This is a genomic window from Janthinobacterium sp. EB271-G4-7A (assembly GCF_020858075.1).
Lineage (GTDB): Bacteria > Pseudomonadota > Gammaproteobacteria > Burkholderiales > Burkholderiaceae_D > Janthinobacterium > Janthinobacterium lividum.
Window position 1 is genome coordinate 46484 of sequence record NZ_JACYMI010000006.1, and the last position, 25297, is coordinate 71780.

A 25297-nucleotide genomic window follows, 5' to 3' on the forward strand; every position below is an offset into this window, starting at 1 on the left:
TGTCCGCCGCGTGCATCTTGTGCGCGACGGCCGGCGAAATGAGGAAGGCAAGACACGAATGGCAAACATACTCGTAGTGGATGATGAAATGGGTATCCGTGAGTTGCTCTCGGAAATTTTGGGCGACGAAGGACATGCTATCCAGCTGGCCGAAAATGCGCAGCAGGCGCGCGAAGCGCGTGCCGCCGGTGCGCCGGATCTGGTATTGCTGGATATCTGGATGCCCGACACCGACGGCGTCACCCTGCTCAAGGAGTGGCAGCGCGACGGCTTGCTGACCATGCCGGTAATCATGATGTCGGGCCATGCCACCATCGATACGGCGGTCGAGGCGACGCGCATCGGCGCCATGAACTTCCTGGAGAAACCGATTGCCCTGCAAAAACTGCTGAAGGCGGTCCAGCAAGGCTTGACGCGGGCACAGGAAACCGTGCGCGCGCCGAGCGTGGCGCCGCGTCCCGTGGCACCCGTGGTGGCCGAGGAAAGCAGCCATCCCGTGCCCAGCTTTGGCGGCAGCGCGCCGCAACAGCTGATGGTACGCCCGGGCATCGCCGTACCGGCGGTGGCCGAAGGCCATGGCTACAACCTGTCGTTCGACTTGCCCCTGCGCGAGGCGCGCGACGCGTTCGAGCGCATGTATTTCGAACACCACCTGGGGCGCGAAGGCGGCAGCATGACCCGCGTGGCGGAAAAAACGGGCCTCGAACGCACCCATTTGTACCGCAAGCTGAAACAGCTGGGCGTCGAACCGGGCAAGCTGGCCAAGAAAAGCCTGTGACGGCAGCCGTGCGGCGTCCGACGCCGCTGACCCTGGTCAGCGGTGGACGCGCCGCCGGGCGCGAGGCGGCCATCGCGCAAGCCTTGCCGCCGGACCAGCCGGCCGCCGTGATCCTTGAAGGATTGGCTGACGGTAACGGCATCCTGGCCGACCTGGCCGAGCAAGTTTCTCCATCCCCATCATTTCCATTGCAACTGTTGCGCATCGCGCCTGGTTGCCTGTGCTGCAGCGGCAATCTCGTATTGCGTGTAACATTGAATCGTCTGCTGCGCCATCCACCCGCGCGCTTGTTCATCAGCCTGGCCGACGCCTCGCACATCGAACAATTGCGCACCTGGCTCACTGCCAGTCCCTACGATGCCCTGCTGGCGCTGCAAGCAGACATGGTGGTTTCCTGACGATTTCCTGATCGACTTACCGCAAGCGCAGTTTGCATCTCGTTACAACTCTGTAGCCCGCAGGGTGGCATGGCCGCTTGAAATGGCACCGTGTAACCCCACCTCTGTTCTGACACCGCAGGAGCTTCTCCTGCTTGAGCGAAGGATGCAAAATGAACCTGATCTATAACAGCGAACAATATAGCGTCGTGGAATTCGGCGTCGATGGCAACCTGGAAGCCTTGCGCTTTGGCGGCTATGAAATCGTCGACAAGGGGGGCAAGCGGGAAACGTTTATCGCCGGCATCCTTGCGCAAAACTTCCGCCGCGACGTGACGGAGCTGATCGCCAGCGAACCCAGCATGGAAGAGATCGATGAATTTTTGGGCAGCTATGATTCCCTCATGAGCCAGCCCGTGCTGTTGCATTAGGGTGATGGCTATCGCCGCCATACCAATCCGCCAGGCGGCGTGGTATGGTGGCCGTGTTATCCCGCTGCAAACAGACCATGTGCCAACTTCTTGGAATGAATTGCAATGTCCCTACGGACATTGTCTTTAGTTTTACCGGCTTCGCCATGCGTGGCGGCCATACCGATACCCACCATGATGGCTGGGGCATCGCCTTTTTCGAGGGCGCCGGCGTGCGCCATTTCGTCGACCACCAGGCGGCCATCGCCTCGCCCGTGGCCGAACTGATCAAACGCTACCCCATCAAGTCGCGCAATGTCATCGCGCATATCCGCAAGGCCACGCAAGGCCAGGTGGCGCTGGAAAACTGCCACCCCTTCGTGCGCGAACTGTGGGGCCGCTACTGGGTCTTTGCCCACAATGGCGATTTGAAGGATTTCCATCCCGTGCTGACGGGCAGTTACCGCCCCGTCGGCTGCACGGACAGCGAACTGGCTTTCTGCTATCTGCTGCAGGAGTTGCATGCGCGCTTTGGCGATGCCCCGCCGGCGTTGCCGCAACTGCATGCCGCCCTGGTGGAGTTGTTGCCTGGCATCGCCGCCCACGGCACCTTCAACATGATGCTGTCGAGCGGCGAGGCGCTGTTTGCCCATTGCTCGACCAGCTTGCACTATCTGGTGCGACAACATCCGTTTCCAACTGCTAAACTCTCCGATGAAGACCTGAGCGTGGACTTTTCCCAGGTGACGACCCCCCAGGACAGAGTGGCCGTGATCGTTACCCAGCCGCTGACGACGAATGAGCAATGGACGGCGTTTGCGCCGGGTGAATTGAAATTATTTGTCGACGGGATGGTGCAAGAAACCCCTGCGCCCTAATTTGTTGACGACAATAAACTGGATTGCTGCCAAAATACCCACAGCGCGGGCGGAATTCAGCTAAAGTATTGTCAATAGTGAACCTTGATGCGGGCGCGGCGCGGCCGGTGTCACTCGACGTGATTGATGAAGAGTTAATGATCGATATTTCCAGCAACGACATCACCCCGAAACCCTTGCGCGTGCGCGAGTTCTATCTGGGGCGACAACCTATCCTTGACCGCAATCAAGCCTTGTTTGGCTATGAGTTGCTTTTCCGCAACGCTCCGGTCGGTCCCGCCAACATTACCAGCGACCTGTCCGCCACGGCATCCGTCATCGCTCACGCTTCCCAGCTGGGCATGGAAAAGGTCATCGGCGACGCGCTCGGTTTCGTCAACGTCGATGCCGACGTGATCATGAGCGACATCTTCGTGTTTCTGCCGCGTGAAAAAGTCGTGCTGGAAATCGTCGAATCGATGCCCGTCACGCCGGAAGTGCGCGCGCGCATCAGCGAACTGGTGGGCCATGGCTTCACCTTCGCGCTGGAAAACGTCGTATCCGATACGTCGCAAGTGCAGGAACTGCTGCCACTGGTGCAGTACGTCAAGATGGACATGAGCACGGTCGACCCGAAAGTGCTGGCAGCGCTGGCGCCCCGTTTCAAGCAGGAAAACAAGAAACTGGTGGCGGAAAAGGTCGAGACGCGCGAAGAATTCAAGTCGGGCCTGGATCTGGGCTTCGATTACTTCCAGGGCTATTACTTTGCCAAGCCGGCCATCATGACGGGCAAGAAGCTGTCGCCGTCGCAACTGGCCGTCATGGAACTGATGACCTTGGTTACATCGGACGCCGACAACATGGATATCGAGCGCGCCATCAAGCGCGACGTGTCGCTGGCCCTGAACCTGCTGCGCCTGGTTAATACGCCGGCCGTGGGCGCGCGCCAGCGCATCGATTCGCTGAGCCAGGCCGTGACCGTGCTGGGCCGCCGCCAATTGCAGCGCTGGCTGCAAATCATGCTGTACGCGGAACCAAGCAAGCGCGGCCATAGCATGACGCCGCTGCTGATGCTGGCCACCACGCGCGGCCGCCTGCTGGAATTGCTGGCGCATAAACTGCGCCCGAACCACGCCCATTCGGCCGATATCGCCTTTACGGTCGGCATCATGTCCCTGATGGATACCCTGTTCGGCGTGCCGATGTCGGAAATCCTCAGCCAGATCGAAGTCATCGACGAAGTGGCCGAAGCGCTGCTGTCGCGCGAGGGCTTCTACGGCGACCTGCTGCGCTTGGCCGAATGCATCGAGCGCATCGAAGACATGGAAGGCGAAATCGTGCCAACCTTGCGCGACCTGGCCATGTCGCCGGACGACCTGGTGGAGCTGGAAATGGCCGCCTACGAATGGAGCGATAACGTAGTCCGCTACGCGCTGTAGGTCGGATTAGCGCGGCCGCCAGGCCACGCGTCATCCGACTACATTGTTGACGCTGATCGTAGTGATGTCGGATTACGGCCTGCGGCCTAATCCGACCTACCCCATTTATCTAAAAGAGCCCTGCACGGCGTCGCCGTGGCAGGGCTTTTTTGCGCCGCTACGCAGCGGCGCCGGGCCAGTGCTTGTGCAGCTCGGGGTCGGTGCGCAGTTCCCACAGGGCCAGCACGACAACGGCGATACCGACGAGCAACTCGTTCCACATGACGACGGGCTGATCGGCCAGCCGCAGTACCCATGGCGAGGCCGCTACCCAGACGCCGACCAGCAGGTTGACGACGACGGCCCAGAAATAGGTCTTGTACAGGTCGAAGGCGGCCAGTACGGCGATCACCAGTCCCGAGACAAAGGCGTTGATCATCTGCGGTGAACCTTCGGGATAGGAAAAGGCCCAGGGCGAGACGACCAGCCATAGACCCAGCAACAGGATCACTTGATCCTGCCAGCGTTTCAGTTTGAAATTGGTTGCCATATATCCTCCTTGCCGGTTGGGAACGGGCCGGAGCGGGCATGCAGCATGCCAGCCGGCATACTGCGTTAGTGCGCTTCGGCGCGCGATAAGTTCCGCGCGCCTTGTGCATATATTATGACAGATTGGGTGCCAGCCAGCGTTCCACGTCCTCGATGTTGACGTTGCGGCGCTTGGCCATGTCTTCCACCTGGTCCATGCCGATCTTGCCGACGACGAAGTATTTCGACTCCGGGTGGGCAAAATAGAAGCCGGAGACGGCCGCGCCGGGGAACATGGCATACGATTCCGTCAGCTGCATGCCGATTTCCTCGGCCTGCATGACCTCGAACATCTGTTTCTTGACCGTGTGCTCCGGGCAAGCCGGGTAGCCGGGCGCGGGGCGGATGCCGACATACTTTTCGGCGATCATGTCGTCGTTGCCCAGGTGTTCATCCGGTACATAGCCCCACAAATCCTTGCGCACGCGCTCGTGCAGGTATTCGGCAAACGCCTCGGCAAGGCGGTCGGCCAGGGATTTGAGCATGATGGACGAGTAATCGTCGTGCGCATCCTCGAAGCGTTTTTCGTACTTTTCAATGCCCAGGCCGGACGTGACGGCGAACATGCCGATGTAATCCTTCACGCCCGATGCTTTCGGAGCAATGAAGTCGGCCAGGCACTGATTCGGACGCTGCACGCCGTCGACCACGGGTTTGACGCCTTGCTGGCGCATGCCGTAATAGGTGAACGCCACGGTACTGCGCGTATCGTCCGTGTACACCTCGATATCGTCGTCATTGACGCTGTTGGCCGGCAGCAAGGACACGACGCCATTGGCCGTCAGCCAGCGCCCGTCGATGAGTTTTTTCAGCAAGGCCTGGCCTTCCGCGTACACCTTGGTGGCCGCGTCGCCCACCACTTCATCCGTCAAAATGGCGGGGAAGGGACCTGCCAGGTCCCAGGTCTGGAAGAACGGGCCCCAGTCGATATAGTTGGCCAGCGTGGCCAGGTCGACATTCTTGAACACGCGGCGGCCGATGAACTTCGGTTTCACGGGCGTGCAGGGGCCGTCGAACGGCACGACCATCCTGTTGGCGCGCGCCTGCGCCAGCGGCAGGATGGGCAGGGCCTTCTTGTTGGCGTGCTGCTCGCGGATGCGCGCGTAATCGATTTCGATATCTTCCACGTATTTGTCGCGCTGCTCCGGCGTCAGTAAAGATTGCGCCACGGATACGGAACGCGAGGCATCCGGCACGTAGATGACGGGGCCTTCGTAGTTGTGCGCGATTTTTACGGCCGTGTGGGCACGGCTGGTGGTGGCGCCGCCGATCAGCAGGGGGATCTTCAGCATGCGGAAGTGTTCGTCGCGCTGCATTTCCTTGGCGACATACGCCATTTCTTCCAAGGATGGCGTGATCAGGCCCGAGAGACCAATGATGTCCGCGTTTTCCACCTTGGCGCGCGCGAGGATTTCCGAGCACGGCACCATCACGCCCATGTTGACCACTTCGAAGTTATTGCACTGCAGAACGACGGTGACGATATTCTTGCCGATGTCATGCACGTCGCCTTTCACGGTCGCCATGATGATCTTGCCTTTCGGCTTGGCGACGATGCCCGTGCGCTTTTCTTCCAGCAGCTTTTCTTCCTCGATAAACGGGATCAGATGGGCCACGGCCTGTTTCATCACGCGCGCCGATTTCACCACTTGCGGCAGGAACATTTTACCCTGGCCAAACAGGTCGCCGACCACGTCCATGCCGGCCATCAAGGGGCCCTCGATCACATGGATGGGGCGCCCGCCATTGTGCAGCAATTCCTGGCGCGCCTCTTCCGTGTCTTCCACGATGAATTGCGTGATGCCGTGCACCAGCGCGTGCGACAGGCGCGCCTGTACGGTGCCTTCGCGCCAGGCCAGGGTTTGCGCCTCGGCCTTGCCGCCCGCCTTCAGGGTGCCGGCAAATTCGATCATGCGCTCGGTCGAGTCTTCGCGGCGGTTCAGCACCACGTCTTCCACGCGCTCGCGCAATTCCGGGTCCAGGTTGTCATACACGCCCACCATGCCGGCGTTGACGATGCCCATGGTCATGCCGGCCTTGATGGCGTGGTACAGGAAGACGGTGTGGATGGCTTCGCGGGCTGGATCGTTGCCGCGGAAACTGAAGGACACGTTCGACACGCCGCCCGAGATCTTCGCGTACGGCAAGTTTTCCTTGATCCAGCGCGTGGCGTTGATGAAGTCGACGGCGTAGTTGTTGTGCTCTTCGATGCCGGTGGCGACGGCAAAGATGTTCGGATCGAAAATGATGTCTTCCGGCGGGAAGTCGAGCGCATCGATCAATAAATGGTATGCGCGGGCGCAAATCTCGATCTTGCGCTCGAAGGTATCGGCTTGCCCTTTTTCATCGAAGGCCATGACGATGACGGCCGCGCCATAGCGGCGGCACAGTTTTGCCTGGCGCAGGAATTCCTCTTCGCCTTCCTTCATGGAAATCGAGTTGACGATGGCCTTGCCTTGCACGCATTTCAGGCCCGCCTCGATGACGGACCACTTCGACGAGTCGACCATGATGGGTACGCGCGAAATATCGGGTTCCGAGGCGATCAGGTTCAAAAAGCGCGTCATGGCGGCCAGCGAATCGAGCATGGCTTCATCCATGTTGATGTCGATCACCTGCGCGCCGTTTTCCACTTGCTGGCGCGCCACGGACAGCGCTTCGTCGTATTGCTCGTTGAGAATCATGCGCGCAAACGCCTTGGAACCCGTGACGTTGGTGCGCTCGCCCACGTTGACGAACAGCGACTCGTCATTGACGACGAACGGCTCCAGGCCCGCCAGGCGCAAGTCGTGCGATGGGGCGGGCACGGTGCGCGGCGTGTTTTTCGACAGCAATTCGCCGATGGCGGCGATGTGCTCGGGCGTGGTGCCGCAGCAGCCGCCCGCCATGTTCAAAAAGCCCGCGTCGGCAAATTCGCGCAGCAGGGCGGACGTGTCTGCTGGCAACTCGTCAAAGCCCGTGTCGCTCATGGGGTTGGGCAAGCCCGCATTCGGGTAGATGCACACGAAGGTGTCGGCGATCTTGGCCAGCTCTTCCGCGTACGGGCGCATCAGGGCGGCGCCCAGCGCGCAGTTCAGGCCGATGGTCAGCGGTTTTGCGTGGCGCACGGAATTCCAGAAGGCGGGCACGGTCTGGCCCGACAAGATGCGGCCCGAGGCGTCCGTGACGGTGCCGGAAATCATCAGCGGCAGGCGCACGACATCCGGGTTTTGCTCGTAGAACAGGTCGATGGCGAACAGGGCCGCCTTGCAGTTCAGGGTATCGAAGATGGTTTCCACCAGCAGCACGTCGGCGCCGCCTTCCACCAGGCCCTGCGTCTGCTGCAGGTAGGCGGCCACCAGCTGGTCGAAGGTGACGTTGCGCGCTGCCGGGTCGTTGACGTCGGGCGAGATCGATGCCGTCTTCGGCGTGGGACCGAGGGCGCCGGCGACGAAGCGCGGCTTGTCCGGGGTGGAATACTTGTCGCAGGCGGCGCGCGCCAGCTTGGCTGCCTGCACGTTCATTTCATAGGCCAGGTGGGCCATGTGGTAATCGTCTTGCGCGATGGTCGTGGCGCCGAAGGTATTCGTTTCGATCAGGTCGGCGCCGGCCGCCAGGTAGCGCTCGTGGATTTCCTGGATGATGTGCGGCTGCGTCAGGGTCAGCAGCTCATTGTTGCCCTTGACGAACAGTTCGCGCGCGCCACTGTCGGCCGGCGCGGCGAAATCGATGAAGCGGCCGGCGGGGCCGCCGCGATACGCTTCTTCGTCGAGCTTGTACTGCTGGATGATCGTGCCCATGGCGCCGTCGAGGATCATGATCCGCTGCGCCAGAATGGCGCGCAAGGTGGCTTCGGTCGGGGACATGGCGGGGATCACGGTATCGTTCATTTCATGCTTTCAATAGGCAAACGGGCGGCGGCGCGGCGACAAGATTGGTACGAGGCGGATGCGGGCCAGCAGGATCAGCTGACGGAGAGTGCCGGCCGGGTAGGGCAGGCAGAAGGTGGCAATCGCCTGATTTCACCGGGTCTAAAATTATACGGCATCAGGCTGCTTTGGTTTTAAGCAAAAGCGGCCGTTCGCCCCACGGCTGGCCTTCTTGCAACACATCGCCTCCTGCCACGCCTGTTGTTGAAAATTACATTCCTGAAAATCTTACTCAAAACGTTAATTCTTCCGCCAAAGTTGGCAGAAAAATACCGCCCTCTAGGCTGTGGAAAAATTTCCACATTATTTGTGCTGCCTCAGCATATTTTTAATGAATTGAATGGCAATAGCTGCAAAGGAAATTAATTTTGATTTAAGGCAATACAGAGTGAGGGAAATAATGCTCAGAATAAAGTTTGCCAAGCAGATATTTTAACTATTATCAAAACCAATTGAATCAAAAGCATTAATAGTTGTCTTTGGGAATCGAATTAACCCATAATATTGGTTCTTAGAAATTAAATTCTCACCAAAAGTCACCAATATGTCACATTTATCTCGTGTCCTCCCCGGCATCGCGCTGCACAAACATGGTTGCCAGCCATGAAAAACCATCTGCTCGTAGCATTGTTTGTCGTGCTGGGCCTGTCCGCCTGCGGTGGCGGTGGTGGCGGTGGTGGCGACACGGTGGTGGCGACCACCTCGGGCACGCCCGTCCTGACTCCTGCCGTGACGGCCGTCTCGGCGGCGAATGTTGCCGTGGGCGGCAGCCTGGTGGTCACGGGCACAAATCTGGGCCGCGTGACGGCCTTCCAGGTGGGCGGCGTGACCGTTGCCACCAGTGCCGCCAGCGAGACCAGCGTGACCCTGGCCATGCCTGGCGTGCCCGTCACGGGTGCCTTGAGCCTGGTCAGCGCCAGCGGTACGGCGGCCACCAGCTATAACGTCAATGTGTACCTGCCGCTGAGCGTGGGCAGCGTCGCGCCGGCGACGGGCGGTGTCGGCTCCAGCGTGACGATCACGGGCGGCGGCATGGGGGCCGTGACAGCGGTACAGTTTGGCAATGGCGCGGCGGCAACGCCGCAAAGCCAGACGGCCAGCAGCGTGACAGTGGTGGTGCCTGCGGGTGCAGCGACAGGCGCGCTGACGGTGCGCGGTCCCTACAACGATGTGATCAGCAGCGACGCGTACACGGTCCTGGCCAGCGTGGCAGTGACGTCGATCACGTCGGCCGTCAACGGCGCGACCTTGTCGGTGACGGTGCAGGGCAGCAATCTCGACCAGGTCAGCTCGGCTTCGGTGGGCAATACGCCGGCCGTCATCGTCAGCGCCAGCGCCAGCCAGCTGCTGCTGTCCGCGCCAGCCTCGGCAACCGGCAATGTGATGTTGTCGGCCGCTTCGCGCATCGCCGTAAATGCGGGCACGGTGTCGGCCTTTACCTTGGGCAGCATTGATTTCGCGCAAGTACTGAATTTGAACGCCAGCAATACGGCTTTGCGTCTGACGCGCGGCAAGCCGGCCGCCGTGCGCGTGTCCGTGCTGGCCACGCAGGCGGGCCAGGCCAGCCCGGCCGTGACCTTGAATGCGACCGCCGCCAATGGCAGCAATCTGGGCAGCATCGCGATGACGGGGCCGGCGCTCTTGCCGACGACGACGAACGATGACAGTTTCAATGGCAATTTCAGTGCCGTCCTGCCCTCCGGCTGGATCTTGCCCGGCGTGCGCGTGCGCGTGACGGCCGTCGGCAATGACGGCGTGCAAGTGAGCCAGGAAGCGGCACCCATGGTGGCCAGCCTGGCCAGAATCCGTTTGGTACTCGTCCCCTTGAGCACCGACGATGGCGTGGCGCAACTGCCGGACGCCGAGGTGATCCGCGCTGCGCTGTTGCGCGTGTATCCGTATGCGACGGAAAATATCAGCATCACCACGCGCGCCGCGCTGAGCATGCCAGGCAGCAGCACGGCCGACAGCTGGTGGAGCGATACCCTGGGCAAGCTGGAAAACAAGCGCGCGCTGGAAGACAGCGGTGCCTATTACTATGGTTTCGTGCCGAGAATGTCCTCCACCCGCGCCGCCGGCCTGGCCTACATCAACCAGCGCAGCAGCGGCAGCGACTTCACGTCGGCCATCGGCCTGGATGCCCGCTTCAACAGCATCGCATCGGTCGATCCATTCGGCAATCAATGGCCTGAATGGCTGACCACGCTCGTGCACGAACTGGGCCACAACCACTCGCTGCAGCACGTTGCCTGCGGCGGCCCGGCCGGCGCCGCTGCCGACTACCCGTATGCGGATGGCAATCTGGGACCGCAACCCCTGTATAACAGCAACTATGCGGGCAGCATCGGCCAGCTGAGCAAGGCAGTCTATGGCAGCACGCCGATGAAAGACGTGATGAGCTATTGCAGCGGCGCCTGGTTCTCCGACTACAGCTATGCGCGGGTGCAGCAATTCCTGGAAAAACGCAGCACGCAGGGGACGGGCAGCAATGTGCTGGCCGCCAGCATGTCCGTGGCCGAGAACGGCTATCTGACCATTTCCGGCCGCATCACGCCAGCCGGCGTGGCCTTGCGCCCAGCCGTTGCCTCGTCGGCGCGCATCGGCGCCGCTGCCAGCGGCAGCGGCCATGCTTATACCTTGCGCGTGTTGACGGCGTCCGGACAGACTATCGACTTGCCCTTCGATGGCGTCTCCGTGGCCGACCATGGCGGCAACGCTATGAGCCACTTCCGCGTCAGCTTCGCCAATCCGGGCGAAATCAGCGATGTGCAAGTGCTGGCAAATGGCAAGGCTTTGGCCAAGCTGGAACGCCCGGCGCGCCGCAGCAAGGCTGCCGCCAACGATGCCACCTTTGATGCGACGCAAAGCGGCGGCCAATTGGTGCTGGTTTGGAATGCCGAGGCGGAACCGTATGCCGCCGTCATGCACGTGGCTGCCGATGGCCGCAAGACGGTGGTTGCCAGTGACTTGACGGGTGGCAAAGCCAATGTCGACGTGAGCGCCGTGCCGGCCGGTGGCCGTTTTGAAGTCAGCCTGTCGTCGTCCGTGGGCGCACGCCTGATGAAGGTGCAGCGCCGCTAAGCGCTGTGGCTGGATACAAAAAAGGCTTGCCGCGGCAAGCCTTTTTTTATGGCCATCGGCATGATGGCGCGGTGCAACCCGGTGAAGTCAGGCGAAGCGTTTGCCTTCGAGAGGGAAGCCCTTGATGAATTCGGCCGCGGGCAGGCGCTTGCCGCCCGGTTTTTGCAGTTCCGTCAGGCGCAGCGAGCCATTGCCGCAGGCCACGACGATGCCGTGCTGGGCGTCGGCTGCCAGCACCTGGCCGGGCGCTTCCTTGCTATCCGCTTCGAGCACGTCGGCGGCCCAGATCTTGATGGTGGTGCCATCGACCTGGCCGCAGGCGCCGGGAAACGGATTGAAGGCGCGGATTTTCAGGCCCAGTTCCAGTGCCGGCAGGCTGAAATCGAGCGCCGCTTCTTCCTTGGCGATCTTTGCCGCGTAGGTGACGCCCGCTTCCGGCTGCGGCACGGCTTCCAGCGGCTGCTGCTGCATCTTGCGCAGGGTTTCGACAATCATCTTGCCGCCCAGGGTGGCCAACTTGTCGTGCAGGGTGGCGGTGGAATCGCCCGCTTCGATGGGCGTGCGCTCGATGGCCAGCATGGGGCCCGTATCGAGGCCTTCTTCCATCTGCATGATGGTCACGCCCGTTTCATCGTCGCCCGCTTCGATGGCGCGGTGGATGGGCGCCGCGCCGCGCCAGCGCGGCAGCAATGAACCGTGGATATTGATGCAGGGTTTGATGTCGAGCGTGCTGCGCGGCAAGATCAAGCCGTAGGCCGCCACCACCATCACGTCGTAGTCGGTGGCCAGCAGGCGCGCGTGGGCTGCCTTCGCCTCGGCGGCGCGCTGCGGGTCCTTGCTGTCCATGCGCAGCGACAAGGGTTGCAGCACCTCGATGCCATGTTGCTGCGCATATTGCTTGACGGCCGATGCGTGCAGTTGCATGCCGCGTCCGGCAGGGCGGTCGGGCTGGGTCAGCACCAGCGGAATTTCGAATCCCGCTTCGTGCAAGTCTTTCAGGGCCGTGGCGGCAAATTCAGGCGTGCCTGCGAAGATCACTTTCATATGGTTCCTTGACGTGAGGTGTACAGGCCCGCGCCCAAATGCGCCAGGCTGGCGTGGTGTGACGACTTCTGTTGCGGCTTAGTCTATCAGCAGTGGCTTAGAAGCGGCGGTTCTGAGCGCGCAGGCTCGCTTCGCGCTCGAGACCACGGATTTCCTTGATCATCTTGGTCTTGATGCGGTTGCGCTTGAGCGGCGACAGGTATTCGACGAATACCTTGCCCAGCAAGTGATCCATCTCATGCTGGATGCAGACGGCCAGCAAGCCATCGGCTTCCAGTTCGAACTGTTTGCCGTGGCGGTCCAGGGCGCGCACCTTGATGCGGGCCGGGCGCTCGACGCCATCGTAGACGCCAGGCACGGACAGGCAGCCTTCATCGTAGACCTGCTTTTCTTCGCTGGCCCAGGTGATTTCCGGGTTGATGAACACTTGCAGCTGGTTTTTCTCTTCGGTGATGTCGATCACCATCATCTGGATATGCTCGTCCACTTGCGACGCGGCCAGGCCGACGCCCGGGGCGTCGTACATGGTTTCGGCCATGTCGTCGATCAGGGTTTGCAGGCGCGCGTCAAATTCGGTGACGGGCTTGGCGATCGTGTGCAGGCGAGGATCGGGGTAACGCAGGATATTTAATATGGACATACGGATTCGACTGGTTAAGGTGGGCGCCGGTGCGCCGGATTATTCATGCCTGGGCCATGCGAACGATGGCAGGGCTATTTTATTTGAGTACGCTACGGTTGGGCGCGTATGGCACAACGGCGCGGCAGATGCGTTTGCCAGTGCGCTATTCGTCTGCTGCAAAGGGAAATTTTATCACAGACGCCCATGCTCCTGTGGATGACGGGCCGTTTTGCCCGGCCATTGCGCGCATTGTTGCGCGCGTCGGTATCGCGTGCGCGCCATGGCGCTAGCATGGGATGGCACAGCACACAGCGAGGTTGTCATGCATGCAATTGCCACGACGGCAGACGCGGCCACGGAACTGGCGGGCTGGTTGCGCCTGCAGCATCTGCCCGGCGTGGGGCCGGTGGCGGCGCGTGCCTTGCTGGTCAGCTTCGGCTTGCCGCCGGCCATCTTCAGCGCGTCATTCGAGGCCTTGCGCGACGTGGTGCCGGCCAGCGTGGCGCGCGCCATCGTGCAGCCGCCCAGGCCGGTGGCCAACAGCCAGCTCGAGCTTACTCTGCAGTGGCTGCAAGGCCCCGGCAATGCCGTGCTGACCCTGGCCGATGCCGCGTATCCGCCCCTGCTGCTGGAAATCGCCGATCCGCCGCTCTTGTTATATGTACGGGGGCGGGCGGAATTGCTGTCGCGTCCCGGCGTGGCCATCATCGGCAGCCGCAATGCCAGCGCGCAAGGCATGCAGAATGCGGCCGCCTTTGCGCAAGCCCTCAGCACGGCAGGCTTGACCATCATTTCCGGGCTGGCGCTGGGCATCGACACGCACGCGCACGAGGGCGGCTTGCGCGGCGCGGGGGCAACCGTCGCCGTGATCGGCACGGGCGCCGATCTGGTGTATCCGCGACGTAACCTTGATCTGGCGCAAAGAATTGCCGAACAGGGTTGCATCGTCAGCGAGTATGCACTGGGGCTGCCCGCAATGCCAGGTAACTTTCCGCGCCGCAACCGCCTGATCAGCGGCCTGGCGCGCGGCGTGCTGGTGGTCGAGGCGGCCGCGCAATCGGGCTCCCTGATCACGGCCCGCCTGGCCGGCGAGCAGGGGCGCGATGTGTATGCCTTGCCCGGTTCCATCCATGCCACCCTGGCCAAGGGTTGCCATGCGCTCATCAAGCAGGGCGCCAAGCTGGTCGAGTCGGCCGATGACGTGCTGCAAGAGCTGCAGTGGCTGGGCGGCATCCCCGGCGCGCCGGCCGTGGTGGAAGACGAACCGCCGCTGCTGGCCGCGCTGGGCCATGATCCCCTTGATGCCGATACCCTGGCCGCGCGCAGCGGCCTGGCCATGGGCGCGCTGATGGGCGAATTGCTGGCGCTGGAGCTGGCGGGCCGGGTGGAGCGCATGCCAGGAGGACTGTTTCAACGCTGTAAATGACAGCTTGTCACTTGTGTGGCGGCCTTGCCGCACGGCGGCGCTTTGTCGGCGCGCACCCTTGTGTCGCAGCGAACTTAGCTGATAGAGTAGAGCCATGTTCGATATCCTGGTGTACCTCTACGAGACTTACTATCGCCCCGATGCCTGCCCCGAGCCGGCAGTCCTGGCGCGCAAACTGTCGGCCGTCGGTTTCGACGACGTGGAGATTTCCGAAGCGCTTGTCTGGCTGACGGATTTGAATGCCATGGCCGGCGTCGAGCAAACCCTGACGGCCAGTTCCACGGGCACGCGCTTCTATGTACAGCAGGAAAGCGACGTGCTGGGCACGGCCGCCATCGGCTTCATCCAGTTCCTGGAAAGCGCCAAGGTACTCTCGCCGCTGCAGCGCGAAATCGTCATCGAACGGGCGCTGGCGCTCGACGAGGCACCCGTGTCGCTGGGCAAGCTGAAAGTCATCGTGCTGATGCTGCTGTGGAGCCAGGGCAAGGAACCGGATGCCCTGATGTTCGACGACTTGTTCGTCGACGATGAAGACCTCCCGCCGCGCTTATTGCACTAATATATAGCCGTATTCTTCGCTGTCTGCCCGACCCTGGCGCCGCTGCCGCGCCATCCCCTTTACCATGTGCTGCACCAGCGCGCCCGCCAGCCTGTTGTGTTTGCGCTTGCGCATTCTTGCTTGCAGATAACTTGCCGAATTCTTCAATAGGCGCTTATCATTGGCCGCTTGACAAGACCACAAGTCACACGGCCTTGCGCAGACAAAAGCGTCGGCGCCTGGCAATGCACTGTATGATGCGCATGCTGAAACTATCCTAGAGCATTTTTCGAGACTAAAAAATATGACAAAAACCCTCATCATCGCCGAGAAGCCTTCTGTCGCGAACGATATCGCGAAGACGCTTGGCGGCTTTACCAAGCACGATGAGTACTTTGAATCGGATGAATACGTCCTGTCGTCGGCGGTCGGCCACTTGCTGGAGATCGCCGTACCGGAAGAATTCGACGTGAAGCGCGGCAAATGGAGTTTCGCGCACTTGCCGATGATTCCACCGTATTTCGCGCTGAACCCGATCGCCAAGACGGAAGCGCGCCTCAAAGTATTAAACAAGCTGATCAAACGCAAAGACGTCACCACCCTCATCAACGCATGCGATGCGGGGCGCGAAGGCGAGCTGATTTTCCGCCTGATCGCGCAGAACGCGAAAGCCAAGCAACCGGTCAAGCGCCTGTGGCTGCAGTCGATGACGCCGGGCGCCATCCGCGACGGTTTCTCGCACCTGCGCAGCGACGAAGAAATGCTGCCGCTGGCCGATGCGGCCCGCTGCCGTTCGGAAGCCGATTGGTTGATCGGTATCAATGGCACGCGCGCCATGACGGCGTTTAATTCGAAAGAAGGCGGCTTCTATCTGACCACCGTGGGCCGCGTGCAGACGCCGACCCTGTCGATCGTCGTCGAACGCGAAGACAAGATCAAGAAATTCGTGCCGCGCGACTTCTGGGAAGTGCGCGCCGAATTCGTCTGCGCGGCCGGTATCTATGAAGGCCGCTGGCTCGACACGAAGTTCAAGAAGGACGAGAACGACCCCGAGAAGCGCGCCGAGCGCCTGTGGAGCAAGACGGCTGCCGACTCGATCGCCACCGCCTGCCGCGGCCGCCAAGGCATCGTCACGGAAGAGTCGAAACCGACCACCTCGATGGCGCCGGGCCTGTTCGACCTGACCAGTCTGCAGCGCGAAGCGAACTCGCGTTTCGGCTTCTCCGCCAAGAACACCCTGGGCCTGGCCCAGGCGCTGTATGAAAAGCACAAGGTATTGACGTATCCGCGTACCGATTCGCGCCACCTGCCGGAAGACTACATGCCGACCGTGCTGCAGGCGCTGGAAACGGTCAAGGACAACAGCAACTACCACCAGTTCGCCAAGCAGATCATCGACAAGGGCTGGGTCAAGCCGAACAAGCGCATCTTCGACAATACCAAGATATCGGATCACTTCGCGATCATCCCGACGACGATCGCGCCAAAGAACTTGTCCGAGCCGGAACAGAAGCTGTACGACCTGGTCACGCGCCGCTTCATGGCCGTGTTCTTCCCGCCTGCGGAATTCCAGGTCACCACGCGCTACACGGAAGTGTCCGGCCATCAGTTTAAGACTGAAGGCAAGGTCATGACCAATCCGGGCTGGCTGGCCATCTACGGCAAGGAAGCATCGACGGACGCGGACAAGGAAAGCAATGGCAACGGCAATCTGGTGCCGGTCGCCAAGGGCGAGAAAGTACAGACGGAAAGCGTCAACGCCAACGGCCTGGTCACCAAGCCGCCTGCGCGCTTCACCGAGGCAACGTTGCTGTCGGCCATGGAAGGCGCCGGCAAGCTGATCGACGACGACGAGCTGCGCGATGCGATGGCTGGCAAGGGCCTCGGCACGCCAGCCACGCGCGCGGCCACCATCGAGGGCTTGCTGACGGAACGCTATCTGATCCGTGAAGGCCGCGAACTGATTCCGACGGCCAAGGCGTCGCAGCTGATGACCTTGCTCAAGGGCCTGGGCGTCAACGAATTGACGGCGCCGGAGCTGACGGGCGAGTGGGAATACAAGCTGTCGCAGATGGAAAAAGGCAAGATTTCGCGCGAAGAATTCATGCGCGAAATCGCGCAGATGACGCAAATCATCGTCAAGCGCGCCAAGGAATACGATAACGACACGATTCCCGGCGACTACGCGACCCTGGAAACGCCGTGCCCGAATTGCAGCGGCGTGGTAAAGGAAAACTACCGCCGTTTCGCCTGCACCAAGTGCGAATTCTCGATGAGCAAGACGCCGGGTTCGCGCCAGTTTGAAATCGCCGAAGTGGAGCAATTGCTGAAGGACCGCACCATCGGCCCGCTGCAAGGCTTCCGCTCGAAGATGGGCCGTCCTTTCGCCGCCATCCTGCGCATCGTGCGTGATGAAGAGATCAAGAATTTCAAGCTGGAATTCGATTTCGGCCAGAACGACGAGAGCGAAGATGGCGAAGGCGTCGATTTCACGGGCCAGACGCCTGTGGGGCCGTGCCCCAAGTGCAACGCCGGCGTGTACGAAATGGGCCTGGCCTATGTGTGCGAACACAGCGTAGCCAAGCCGAAGACGTGCGACTTCCGCAGCGGCCGCATCATCTTGCAGCAGGAAATCTTGCCGGAACAAATGGCAAAACTGCTCAACGATGGCAAGACGGACTTGCTGCCGGGCTTTGTTTCGCAGCGTACCCGCCGTCCATTCAAGGCCTTCCTCGTGCGTGGCAAGGATGGCAAGGTGAGCTTCGAGTTTGAAGAGCGCAAGGCCAAGCCGGGCGCGAAGACCAAGGCGGCAGCCGTCGAAGCCGAAGGCGAAGAAGGCGCGGCGCCAGCGAAGAAGACGGCCGTCAAGAAAGCGGCAGCCGTCAAAAAGGCGCCGGCCAAGAAAGCCACGGCCGTGAAAAAGCCGGCCGCCAAGAAGGCGCCGGCGAAGAAGGCGGCAGCGGCGGAGTAATCCGGCGCCAGCCAAACAAAAGCCAGGGATGTCCCTGGCTTTTTTTACGTCCCGAGGATAGATTAGTCCAGGTAGTCGGAATACTCGCGCTGCGCGTAGTTCTGCAAATTCGCCCACGGCTGCGCCTTGCTGACGGTCGGCTGCAGCTTGACGTCAACCCGGCGATAGAAGGTATTCGCGCGGTCGCCGCTTTCGATGATCAGGGGAATCTGCTTTTGTTCATCCCACAGGATGCGCTGGAACACGCCATTTTTTTCCACTTCGCGCCAGCGCGCGCCCGCCACGTTCGATGCCTGTTTCGACAGCGGCATGGCGGCCACCAGTTTCGGGTCCAGCAGATAGAAACTGTTTTCCCAGGAGCCGTCGAAATTGACGTTTTCGTATTCCGCCTTCGGGATCGCCACCACCACCTTGTCATGCGCATCGATGTATTCCACGCGCACGGTGTTCTTTTCCAGCATCACATGGCGCGGTATCAGCACGGGATTGAAGTGCTTGTGTTCATGCTGCGTGGCCTTCAGCGCCACTTTGGTGTTGTCGCCGTGCTTGTGGCCTGCATGCGTGTCCGTTGACGGCGCCAGCACGCGCTCGACCCACACGTGGCCGGGACGGCGCAGCATCTTTTCTTCGTAGCGGCTCTCGCGCGTCACGCCTTCTGGCGTCAGGACGCGGCTGTAATAGGTGATGCCCAGGTCCAGGTCGGCAGGAGCGGACGGCGTGGCAGGAGCGGCTTGCGCGCTGGCGGCAAAGCCGGCGGCGAGGAGGATGGCGATCAGGGACGATTTCATGGTGTTGCCTTTACGTGCAGAGGGGCGGAGGGCATACGCCATCCGCCCCGGTGGGGTTGCCGTGTTGATGTGGATCAGAAGCCGAAGGCCGCCTTCAGCAAGTCAAACACCTTGGTGTTGTCCAGGGTGCCCTTGAAGGTCTTGGAGCCGGCGCCCGTGGCCAGCAGCTTGACGTCGCCGCCGCCGTGGGTTTCGCTGGCCAGGCGCACGCCTGTTTCCTGCAGGTAGTTGTCTTTCAGGGCCGTGGCGCTGTCGACGTTGCTGCGCAGGGCAGGGCGGTTCGGGCCGTTGCCGAACACCAGGGTGGTGTAGGTATTGCCGTCCGCATCCTTGCTCGGCTGGTTATCCTTGTAGCCGCGGTTGATGTCGAGGATAGGGTTGCCGCGCTTGCCGTAGCCGTTGAAGGCCAGGGTGTGGTCATGGTCGGCCGTGACGACGATCAGGGTATTTTCCAGTTTCGGATCGGTTTCCCGGATCTTGCCGATGGCTGCCTTGATGGCGTCGTCGAAGGCGATGGTGTCCGTCAGCGCGCGCTTGGCGTTGATGCCGTGCAAGGCGTGGTCGATGCGGCCGCCTTCGACCATCAGGAAGTAGCCGTTGGCGTTCTTCGACAGCAAGTCGATGGCTTTCAGCGTCATTTCCGACAGGCTAGGCTGGGTCGCGCCTTCGCCCAGCGGCGGCGTGGCCGTGCGGTCCAGTTCATATTCCAGGTGGCTGCGGGTGCTGTACAGGCCGATGAATTTCTTGCCGCTCGGCGCTGCCGCCATTTCCGCTTTCGTCGCGGCCACGGTGTAGCCCTTGGCGGCAAATTCCGTCAACAGGTTGCGGCCATCGGCGCGGCCATACTTGTTGCTTGCCGACCAAGGCGTAAAGTGGTTGCGGCCGCCACCCATCAGCACGTCGACGCCATCGCCCAGGGCCGCGTTGTAGCCCGCGCCGCCCGGCGCCGTTTGCGCGGCGATCGCGTATTGCGCATTGCGGTTGCAGATGTGCGAGAAAGTCGTCGCCGGCGTGGCGTGCGTCAGTTCCGTGGTGGTGATGGCGCCCACGGCCTTGCCCTTGGCTTTCGCCAGTTCCAGGATGGTCGGCGCGCTCTTGCCGCCGGCCGGGCAATTGTCCACGCCCAGGTTGCCGTTGGCATCGCGGCTGGGTTCCTTGGCGATCGTGTCCTGCGCCATCGAGATGACTTCATTGTTCATCTTGACGCCGGTCATGTAGGCGGCCATTGATGGCGCGCTGTCCGTCGTTTGCGCATCGTTCGAGAACGTCTTGATGCGCGCCGTGCGTTCCAGCGTGTCCATCGTCAGGCTGCCGTCTTCCTTGTACTGGTAGATGCGCGCCGCCGTCACGACGGACGGGCCCATGCCGTCGCCGAGGAAGAAGATGACGTTCTTGGCGTCGGCGGCGTAGGCGCTGGCAACGCTGGCGGCCACGAGCGTGGTCAGCAAGGAGAATTTCAGGGCCGATTTCAGTGCGGCGGGTTTCGATGCAAGTTTCATGTGCTTGTCCAGTTCTTGTCTCTTGGGGATTACAGACCGCCGGCGGTCTTGACCAGGCCGAATACTTTGGTGTTGTCGATGGTGCCGAGGAAGGTTTCCGAACCTTTGCCGATGGCGCCCAGGAAGACGTCGGTGCCGCCATGGGTTTCATTGCCCGCCGTGGTGCGGATCACAGCTTCCTGGTGGTAATTATTGGCGCTGGTGACGGTTTCATCGAGGCTGGCCATGGCGGCGCGGCTCGACTGGGTGCGGTTTTCGCCATTGCCGAAGCCGATGATCGAATACGGTGCGCCATCGAGGTCTTTCTCGACCGCGCCGGTCACGTAGTTCTTCACCACGCCCAGCACGCCAGGGTTGCCGGCAGCCGTCTTGCCCGTGCGCTTGGCGTAGCCGTTCAGCACCAGGGTGTGGTCATGGTCGGCCGTGACGACGATCAGGGTATTGGCCAGGGTCGGGTCGGTGAGCTTGGCTTTGTTGATGGCCGCCTTGATGGCGTTATCGAATGCGACGGTATCTTGCAGCGCTTTCTTGGCTGTGGTTTCGTGCAGCGCATGGTCGATGCGGCCGCCTTCGACCATCAGGAAATAACCCTTCTTGTTCTTGGCCAATACATCCATGGCCTTGGTGGTCATTTCCGCCAGGCTCGGTTCCTTGGCGGCATCGCGGTCCAGGTCGTAGCTCATGTGGCTGGACGTGAACACGCCGAACAGGCGCTCCGTCTTGGCCGCATCGACGGCCTTGAAGTCGGCGCCCGTGTTGGCGACCGTGTAGCTCTTCGCTTTCAGTTCGGCGAGCAGGTCGCGTCCGTCGGAACGCTTGCCGCCATCCTTGAACGGCTTGAAGAATTGCGCGCCGCCACCGAGGACCACGTCCAGGCCGGCAGTGCCCAGCGCGCTGTTGTAGCCCGTGCCGCCAGGCACCAGGGCCGCGGCGATATCGTTTTCCAGGTCGCGGTGGCAGATGTGCGAATAGGTCGCCGCCGGCGTGGCGTGCGTCACGCGCGCCGTGCTGACGACGCCGGCGGCAAAGCCCTTGGCCTTGGCCAGTTCCAGCAGGGTGGTGGCGGGCGTGCCGTTGCCGGTGCCGCATTTGTTGACCAGCTTGTTGCCGTTCGCATCCGTGCCCGGATCGATGGCGACCGTGTTGGCCGACATCGAGATGACTTCATTGTTCATCTTGACGCCCGTCATGTAGGCGGCCATCGATGGCGCGCTGTCCGTCACTTGCGCATCGTTCGAGAACGTCTTGACGAAGGCTGTTTCCGGCAGGGTGTCCATGGTCAGCGCACCCTCTTCGCCCACCGAATAGATGCGCGCGGCCGTCATGGTGGTCAGGCCCATGCCGTCGCCGAGGAAGAAGATGACGTTTTTCGGCGGTGCTTCAGCCACTACCTCTTCTTTTTTGGCGTCGCTGCCGCAGGCGGCCAGCATCAGGGTGATGGCGACGCTGCAGCCAGCGACGGAAATTTTTCTGCGTGTCATGTGGTTCATCCGGCTAGGTTTGAAAGAGCTAGCAAGATAACAATCCAATGTGACGCCCTCATGACGCTGTGACACATTTGGCCACGCCGGTGCGCGTCCGCCTGGCGTGTTGTTTTAGCGCACGTCCTCGGTGGAAAAGTACACCGTGCCGCGCAAGCGGGCCGTTGTTCCCAGCTGCGCGCGCAAGGCCGCTTGCAAGGTGGCGGACGGAGTTTCCTGCACGCCCCGCTTGGCCGCCACGATGTCGCCATGCGGCGCCTGCGCAGGGCTGGTCCAGGCGACGATATGTTCGAAATCGGGGCGGCTGTCGATGCGCTTGACGAGGAAGCGCTGCGTGCCGTCGCCCACCTGCAGATAGCGCGCGCTGGCGTGCGCGGCGGGTGCCGGCGACAGCTGGCGCATCAGCAGGACGCGCTCGACGATGATGGCGGCGGCGCCGTAGCCGGGTTCGGCTTTTCCAGCCTTCTCGAAGTGCCCGCGCACCACCGTCGCGCGGAACTGGCGCAGCGGCAGCGGCGCGGCGGGCAGCAAGCGCGCCAGCTCGAAATGTTCCGGTTCGAGGGTCCACAGCGCCGTACGGCCATCGAGCTGCTGGCGCAGCCGCGCATCGAGGGCGGGGTCGGCCAGCCGCACTTGCAGCACCGCCTGGTAATCGTGGGGCGCATGGAACATCGGCAGGTGCGAGGCATACAGCCCTTGCTTGCCGCCAAACAGCACCATGCCATGCAGGCCCCAGGTCGGGGGCGCGGCGTGGGAGAGGCTGGACAACATCAGGAGCAGGGCGGGAAGGAAGAAACGTAGCATGGGAGGAATTGATGAGTTTTAATACCAGGATGATAGGGGCGGTATCATGCACGGTACAGCAACCATTTTTCACCTTTCGTGTCCCATTTGGAAATCATCATGCACATGAGCCTTGCCGACCTGCGCGTGTTTTGCAGCGCCGCGCGCCAGCCGACCCTGGGCGCAGCGGCGCTGGAATTGCACCTGACGCCATCGGCCGTGTCGAAAGCCTTGCGCCGCCTGGAGGGGGACATGGGCGCGCCCCTGTTTGACCGGAGCGGCAAGCAATTGCTGCTCAACGACAGCGGCCGTTTGCTGCTCGAGCGTGCGCGCAGCTTGCTGGCGCTGGCCGAACAGGCGCGCCTGGACGTGATGGGCGAACGGGGCGCCATCGATGGCCGCATCGCCGGCCCTGCCTTGCTGCTGTGGCGCCACGCGGAGACCCTGGCGGCGGCACTGGACGCCTATCCGCAGGCCAGCTTGCGTCTGCAACCGGCTTTCGAGGATGCGGCGCTGGCGGCCCTGGCGCGCGGCGATTGCCATGCGGCACTGGTGACGCAGGACGCCATCGCCCAGCGCGGCGCCGACTGGCCTGCCACCTGGCACAGCACGGCGCTGGGCAGCATGCGCATGCTGCTGGCAGCCGGGCGCGGCCATGTGCTGGCGCGCGGCGTGCCGGCAGCCTGCGCATCCGTGCGCTGCGCCATGCAGGACGTCTTGCCGCACGCGTTTGCCAGCCCTGCCCACTCCCTGCTGTGCGGCGAGGAGCGGGGCCGCCATGCCGATGGCTGGCGCGGGGTGGCAGGGCGCACCATCCGCTACTGGAGCGACGACGTGCAGCTGTTGCTGGGCTATGTGCAGTCCGGCCGGGCGCTGGCCTACCTGCCCGACTTCGCCGTGCGCGCGCACGATTTGCTGCAGGTCGAGCTGGCCGGCAGCGTTGATTGCAGCGAACAGGTGCTGCTCGTGTGGGATGGCGCGCTGGCGGGGCAATGGCTGCATGCATTGGCGCGGCAGCTGTCTATTCATCCGAAATAAGCAACAAACTATTGCGCTTTAACGGGTTTTTCTACCGGATTGAGCAACGTAAGATGCATGCATCCCAATCATTTTGTGAAGGCACAGCATGTTCTCCGAATCCATCAGCAGCGTTCTTGTTTCCACCCTGTTTGCCGCCGGCGCCGCTTCGGCCGCCGCCAGCGCTCCCTTGACCCTGGAAGTCTTCAACCCGGGCGAAGCGGCGATCTTCCCTGTCGCTTCCGTGCTGGTTGCGGGCAAGCATGACGCCGTGCTGATCGATGCGCAATTCTCGCGCGCCGAAGCGCAAAAGCTGGTGGAAAAGATACACGCCAGCGGCAAGAAACTGACGACCGTGTACATCAGCCACAGCGATCCCGATTTTTACTTTGGCCTCGACGTGATCAAGGCTGCTTTCCCGCAGGCGAAAATCGTTGCCACGCCGGAAACCGTCGCGGAAATCCGCCGCAAGGCCGACGCCAAGGTCGGCTACTGGGGTCCTATCCTGAAAGACAATGCGCCGAAAAGCATCGTCATTCCCGAAGCGTTGCAAGGCAAGCGCATCAGCCTGGAAGGCCAGTCGCTGGATATCGCCGGCCCGACGCCAGCGCGCACCTATGTGTGGATTCCATCGATCAAGGCCGTCGTCGGTGGCGTGGTACTGTTTGGCAACCTGCACGTATGGACGGCCGATACGCAAAGCCTGCAATCGCGCCAGGACTGGCTCAAGACGCTCGATGGCATCGCCGCCCTGAAACCCGTCACCGTCGTGCCCGGTCACTTCAAGGTGGGTTCGCCCCTGACGCCGGACAGCATCAGTTTTACGCGCGACTATCTGGTGACGTTTGAAGCGGAAACGGCCAAGGCCGCCAATTCGGCCGCCCTGATCGAAGCGATGAAAATGCGCTATCCGAAGCTGGGCCTTGATGGCGCCCTGGAAACGAGCGCCAAGGTGGCCAAGGGCGAAATGAAATGGTAAGCGGCAACAAGGAGTCAAGCATGCCCACACTGCACTACATTTTCGACCCCCTGTGCGGCTGGTGCTACGGCGCCGCGCCGCTGGTCGAGGCGGCGCGCGCCGTGCCCGGACTGACGGTGGTGTTTCACGGCGGCGGCATGATGACGGGCAGTAATCGCCGCAAGATCACGCCCGCCTGGCGCGGCTATGTGCTGCCGCATGACCGGCGCATCGAGCAATTGTCGGGCCAGCCGTTCGGCGACGCCTATATCGATGGCTTGCTGAACGACACGACGGCCATGATGGATTCGGAACCGCCGATCACGGCCATCCTGGCGGCCGAATCGCTGGCCGGCAAGGGCCTGGACATGCTGCAGCGCGTGCAACGCGCTCACTACGTGGACGGCTTGCGCATCGCCGACGTGCCCGTGCTGGTGACCTTGGCGCAAGAGCTGGGCATGGATGGGACGGCATTCCAGGCCGCGTATGCGCGACAGGCGGGCGCTGCCACGCAACGGCATATCGATGCCAGCCGCGCCTTGCTGGCGCAGGTGGGCGGGCAGGGCTTTCCCACGTTCGTGCTCGACGATGGCAGCGGCACGCTGTCCGTGATCGATATCGGCGGCTTTTTGGGCCAGCCCGCGAAGTTGCAGGCGCAACTGGGTGGCGTGTGCCATGCGCAAGGGTGCGCATTGTAAATAGCTATCGATTCGATAAAATCAATTAACTTTTCCTTTGTTGTTGACCTGGTTA

General features: G+C 62.1%; 20 protein-coding genes. 12 read left to right on the top strand and 8 right to left on the bottom strand.

Annotation, left to right across the window (positions count from 1 at the left end):
* The first annotated feature begins 58 nt into the window (after window positions 1-58).
* From IGS58_RS26510 to IGS58_RS26530, 5 genes are all read left to right on the top strand, one after another.
* Window positions 59-778 (top strand): response regulator, encoded by a 720-nt coding sequence (locus tag IGS58_RS26510; protein ID WP_034784724.1) that lies wholly within the window; start codon window positions 59-61, stop codon window positions 776-778.
* Complete coding sequence (locus IGS58_RS26515; protein WP_052140360.1) at window positions 775-1176, top strand: hypothetical protein; 402 nt, start codon at window positions 775-777, stop codon at window positions 1174-1176. Before IGS58_RS26510 ends, IGS58_RS26515 begins: the two co-directional genes overlap by 4 nt.
* A gap of 152 nt (window positions 1177-1328) precedes the next feature.
* Window positions 1329-1586, top strand: coding sequence for a BTH_I0359 family protein (locus IGS58_RS26520; RefSeq protein ID WP_070253841.1), 258 nt, complete (start codon window positions 1329-1331; stop codon window positions 1584-1586).
* A gap of 77 nt (window positions 1587-1663) precedes the next feature.
* Window positions 1664-2443: a class II glutamine amidotransferase gene (locus tag IGS58_RS26525; RefSeq protein WP_230523102.1), complete on the top strand. Its 780-nt coding sequence runs from the start codon at window positions 1664-1666 to the stop codon at window positions 2441-2443.
* A gap of 137 nt (window positions 2444-2580) precedes the next feature.
* Window positions 2581-3861 (top strand): EAL and HDOD domain-containing protein, encoded by a 1281-nt coding sequence (locus IGS58_RS26530; protein ID WP_034784728.1) that lies wholly within the window; start codon window positions 2581-2583, stop codon window positions 3859-3861.
* Between the two features lie 157 nt (window positions 3862-4018).
* Here IGS58_RS26530 and IGS58_RS26535 read toward each other — a convergent pair whose 3' ends face one another.
* Together IGS58_RS26535 and metH are read right to left on the bottom strand one after the other, a co-directional pair.
* Complete coding sequence (locus IGS58_RS26535) at window positions 4019-4390, bottom strand: SPW repeat protein (RefSeq protein WP_070253839.1); 372 nt, start codon at window positions 4388-4390, stop codon at window positions 4019-4021.
* Between the two features lie 112 nt (window positions 4391-4502).
* Window positions 4503-8297 (bottom strand): methionine synthase, encoded by a 3795-nt coding sequence (metH, locus tag IGS58_RS26540; protein ID WP_174718091.1) that lies wholly within the window; start codon window positions 8295-8297, stop codon window positions 4503-4505.
* A 642-nt stretch (window positions 8298-8939) separates the two neighbouring features.
* Between metH and IGS58_RS26545 the strand changes: the two genes are divergently transcribed.
* Window positions 8940-11417, top strand: a complete 2478-nt coding sequence (locus IGS58_RS26545; protein ID WP_115057409.1) for an IPT/TIG domain-containing protein — start codon at window positions 8940-8942, stop codon at window positions 11415-11417.
* 87 nt (window positions 11418-11504) lie between these two features.
* Here the strand turns inward: IGS58_RS26545 and fmt are convergent, their stop codons facing one another.
* Both fmt and def read right to left on the bottom strand, forming a co-directional pair.
* Window positions 11505-12461 carry a methionyl-tRNA formyltransferase gene (gene fmt, locus IGS58_RS26550; RefSeq protein WP_070278290.1) on the bottom strand — a complete coding sequence of 319 codons (957 nt, stop codon included), beginning with the start codon at window positions 12459-12461 and terminating at the stop codon, window positions 11505-11507.
* Between the two features lie 97 nt (window positions 12462-12558).
* Window positions 12559-13101, bottom strand: coding sequence for a peptide deformylase (def, locus tag IGS58_RS26555; protein WP_034784735.1), 543 nt, complete (start codon window positions 13099-13101; stop codon window positions 12559-12561).
* 304 nt (window positions 13102-13405) lie between these two features.
* Between def and dprA the strand changes: the two genes are divergently transcribed.
* From dprA to IGS58_RS26570, 3 genes are all read left to right on the top strand, one after another.
* Window positions 13406-14509, top strand: coding sequence for a DNA-processing protein DprA (gene dprA, locus IGS58_RS26560; RefSeq protein WP_230523103.1), 1104 nt, complete (start codon window positions 13406-13408; stop codon window positions 14507-14509).
* Between the two features lie 94 nt (window positions 14510-14603).
* A complete protein-coding gene (locus IGS58_RS26565) occupies window positions 14604-15068 on the top strand; it encodes a DUF494 family protein (protein ID WP_034749287.1) in 465 nt (154 codons plus the stop codon).
* A gap of 283 nt (window positions 15069-15351) precedes the next feature.
* On the top strand, window positions 15352-18018 hold the full coding sequence (locus tag IGS58_RS26570; protein WP_034784739.1) for a DNA topoisomerase III: 2667 nt from the start codon (window positions 15352-15354) through the stop codon (window positions 18016-18018).
* A gap of 62 nt (window positions 18019-18080) precedes the next feature.
* Here IGS58_RS26570 and IGS58_RS26575 read toward each other — a convergent pair whose 3' ends face one another.
* The 4 genes from IGS58_RS26575 to IGS58_RS26590 form a co-directional block, all read right to left on the bottom strand.
* The gene (locus IGS58_RS26575; RefSeq protein WP_230523104.1) at window positions 18081-18806 is read right to left on the bottom strand and encodes a hypothetical protein; all 726 of its coding nucleotides are present in this window, start codon (window positions 18804-18806) and stop codon (window positions 18081-18083) included.
* Window positions 18807-18880: 74 nt separating this feature from the next.
* Entirely contained in the window at window positions 18881-20266 is a 1386-nt protein-coding gene (locus tag IGS58_RS26580) for an alkaline phosphatase (protein WP_442908384.1), read from the bottom strand.
* A gap of 68 nt (window positions 20267-20334) precedes the next feature.
* Window positions 20335-21786 (bottom strand): alkaline phosphatase, encoded by a 1452-nt coding sequence (locus IGS58_RS26585; RefSeq protein ID WP_442908382.1) that lies wholly within the window; start codon window positions 21784-21786, stop codon window positions 20335-20337.
* Window positions 21787-21900: 114 nt separating this feature from the next.
* Window positions 21901-22590: a hypothetical protein gene (locus IGS58_RS26590; protein WP_230523106.1), complete on the bottom strand. Its 690-nt coding sequence runs from the start codon at window positions 22588-22590 to the stop codon at window positions 21901-21903.
* 99 nt (window positions 22591-22689) lie between these two features.
* On the opposite strand from IGS58_RS26590, the gene IGS58_RS26595 reads away from it, so the two are divergent.
* The 3 genes from IGS58_RS26595 to IGS58_RS26605 all read left to right on the top strand — a co-directional run bounded on the left by IGS58_RS26595 (window position 22690) and on the right by IGS58_RS26605 (window position 25242).
* Window positions 22690-23607 (top strand): LysR family transcriptional regulator, encoded by a 918-nt coding sequence (locus IGS58_RS26595; RefSeq protein ID WP_230523107.1) that lies wholly within the window; start codon window positions 22690-22692, stop codon window positions 23605-23607.
* 88 nt (window positions 23608-23695) lie between these two features.
* Window positions 23696-24565, top strand: a complete 870-nt coding sequence (locus IGS58_RS26600; protein ID WP_230523108.1) for an MBL fold metallo-hydrolase — start codon at window positions 23696-23698, stop codon at window positions 24563-24565.
* 20 nt (window positions 24566-24585) lie between these two features.
* Window positions 24586-25242: a DsbA family protein gene (locus IGS58_RS26605; RefSeq protein WP_230523109.1), complete on the top strand. Its 657-nt coding sequence runs from the start codon at window positions 24586-24588 to the stop codon at window positions 25240-25242.
* The last annotated feature ends 55 nt before the right edge of the window (window positions 25243-25297 follow it).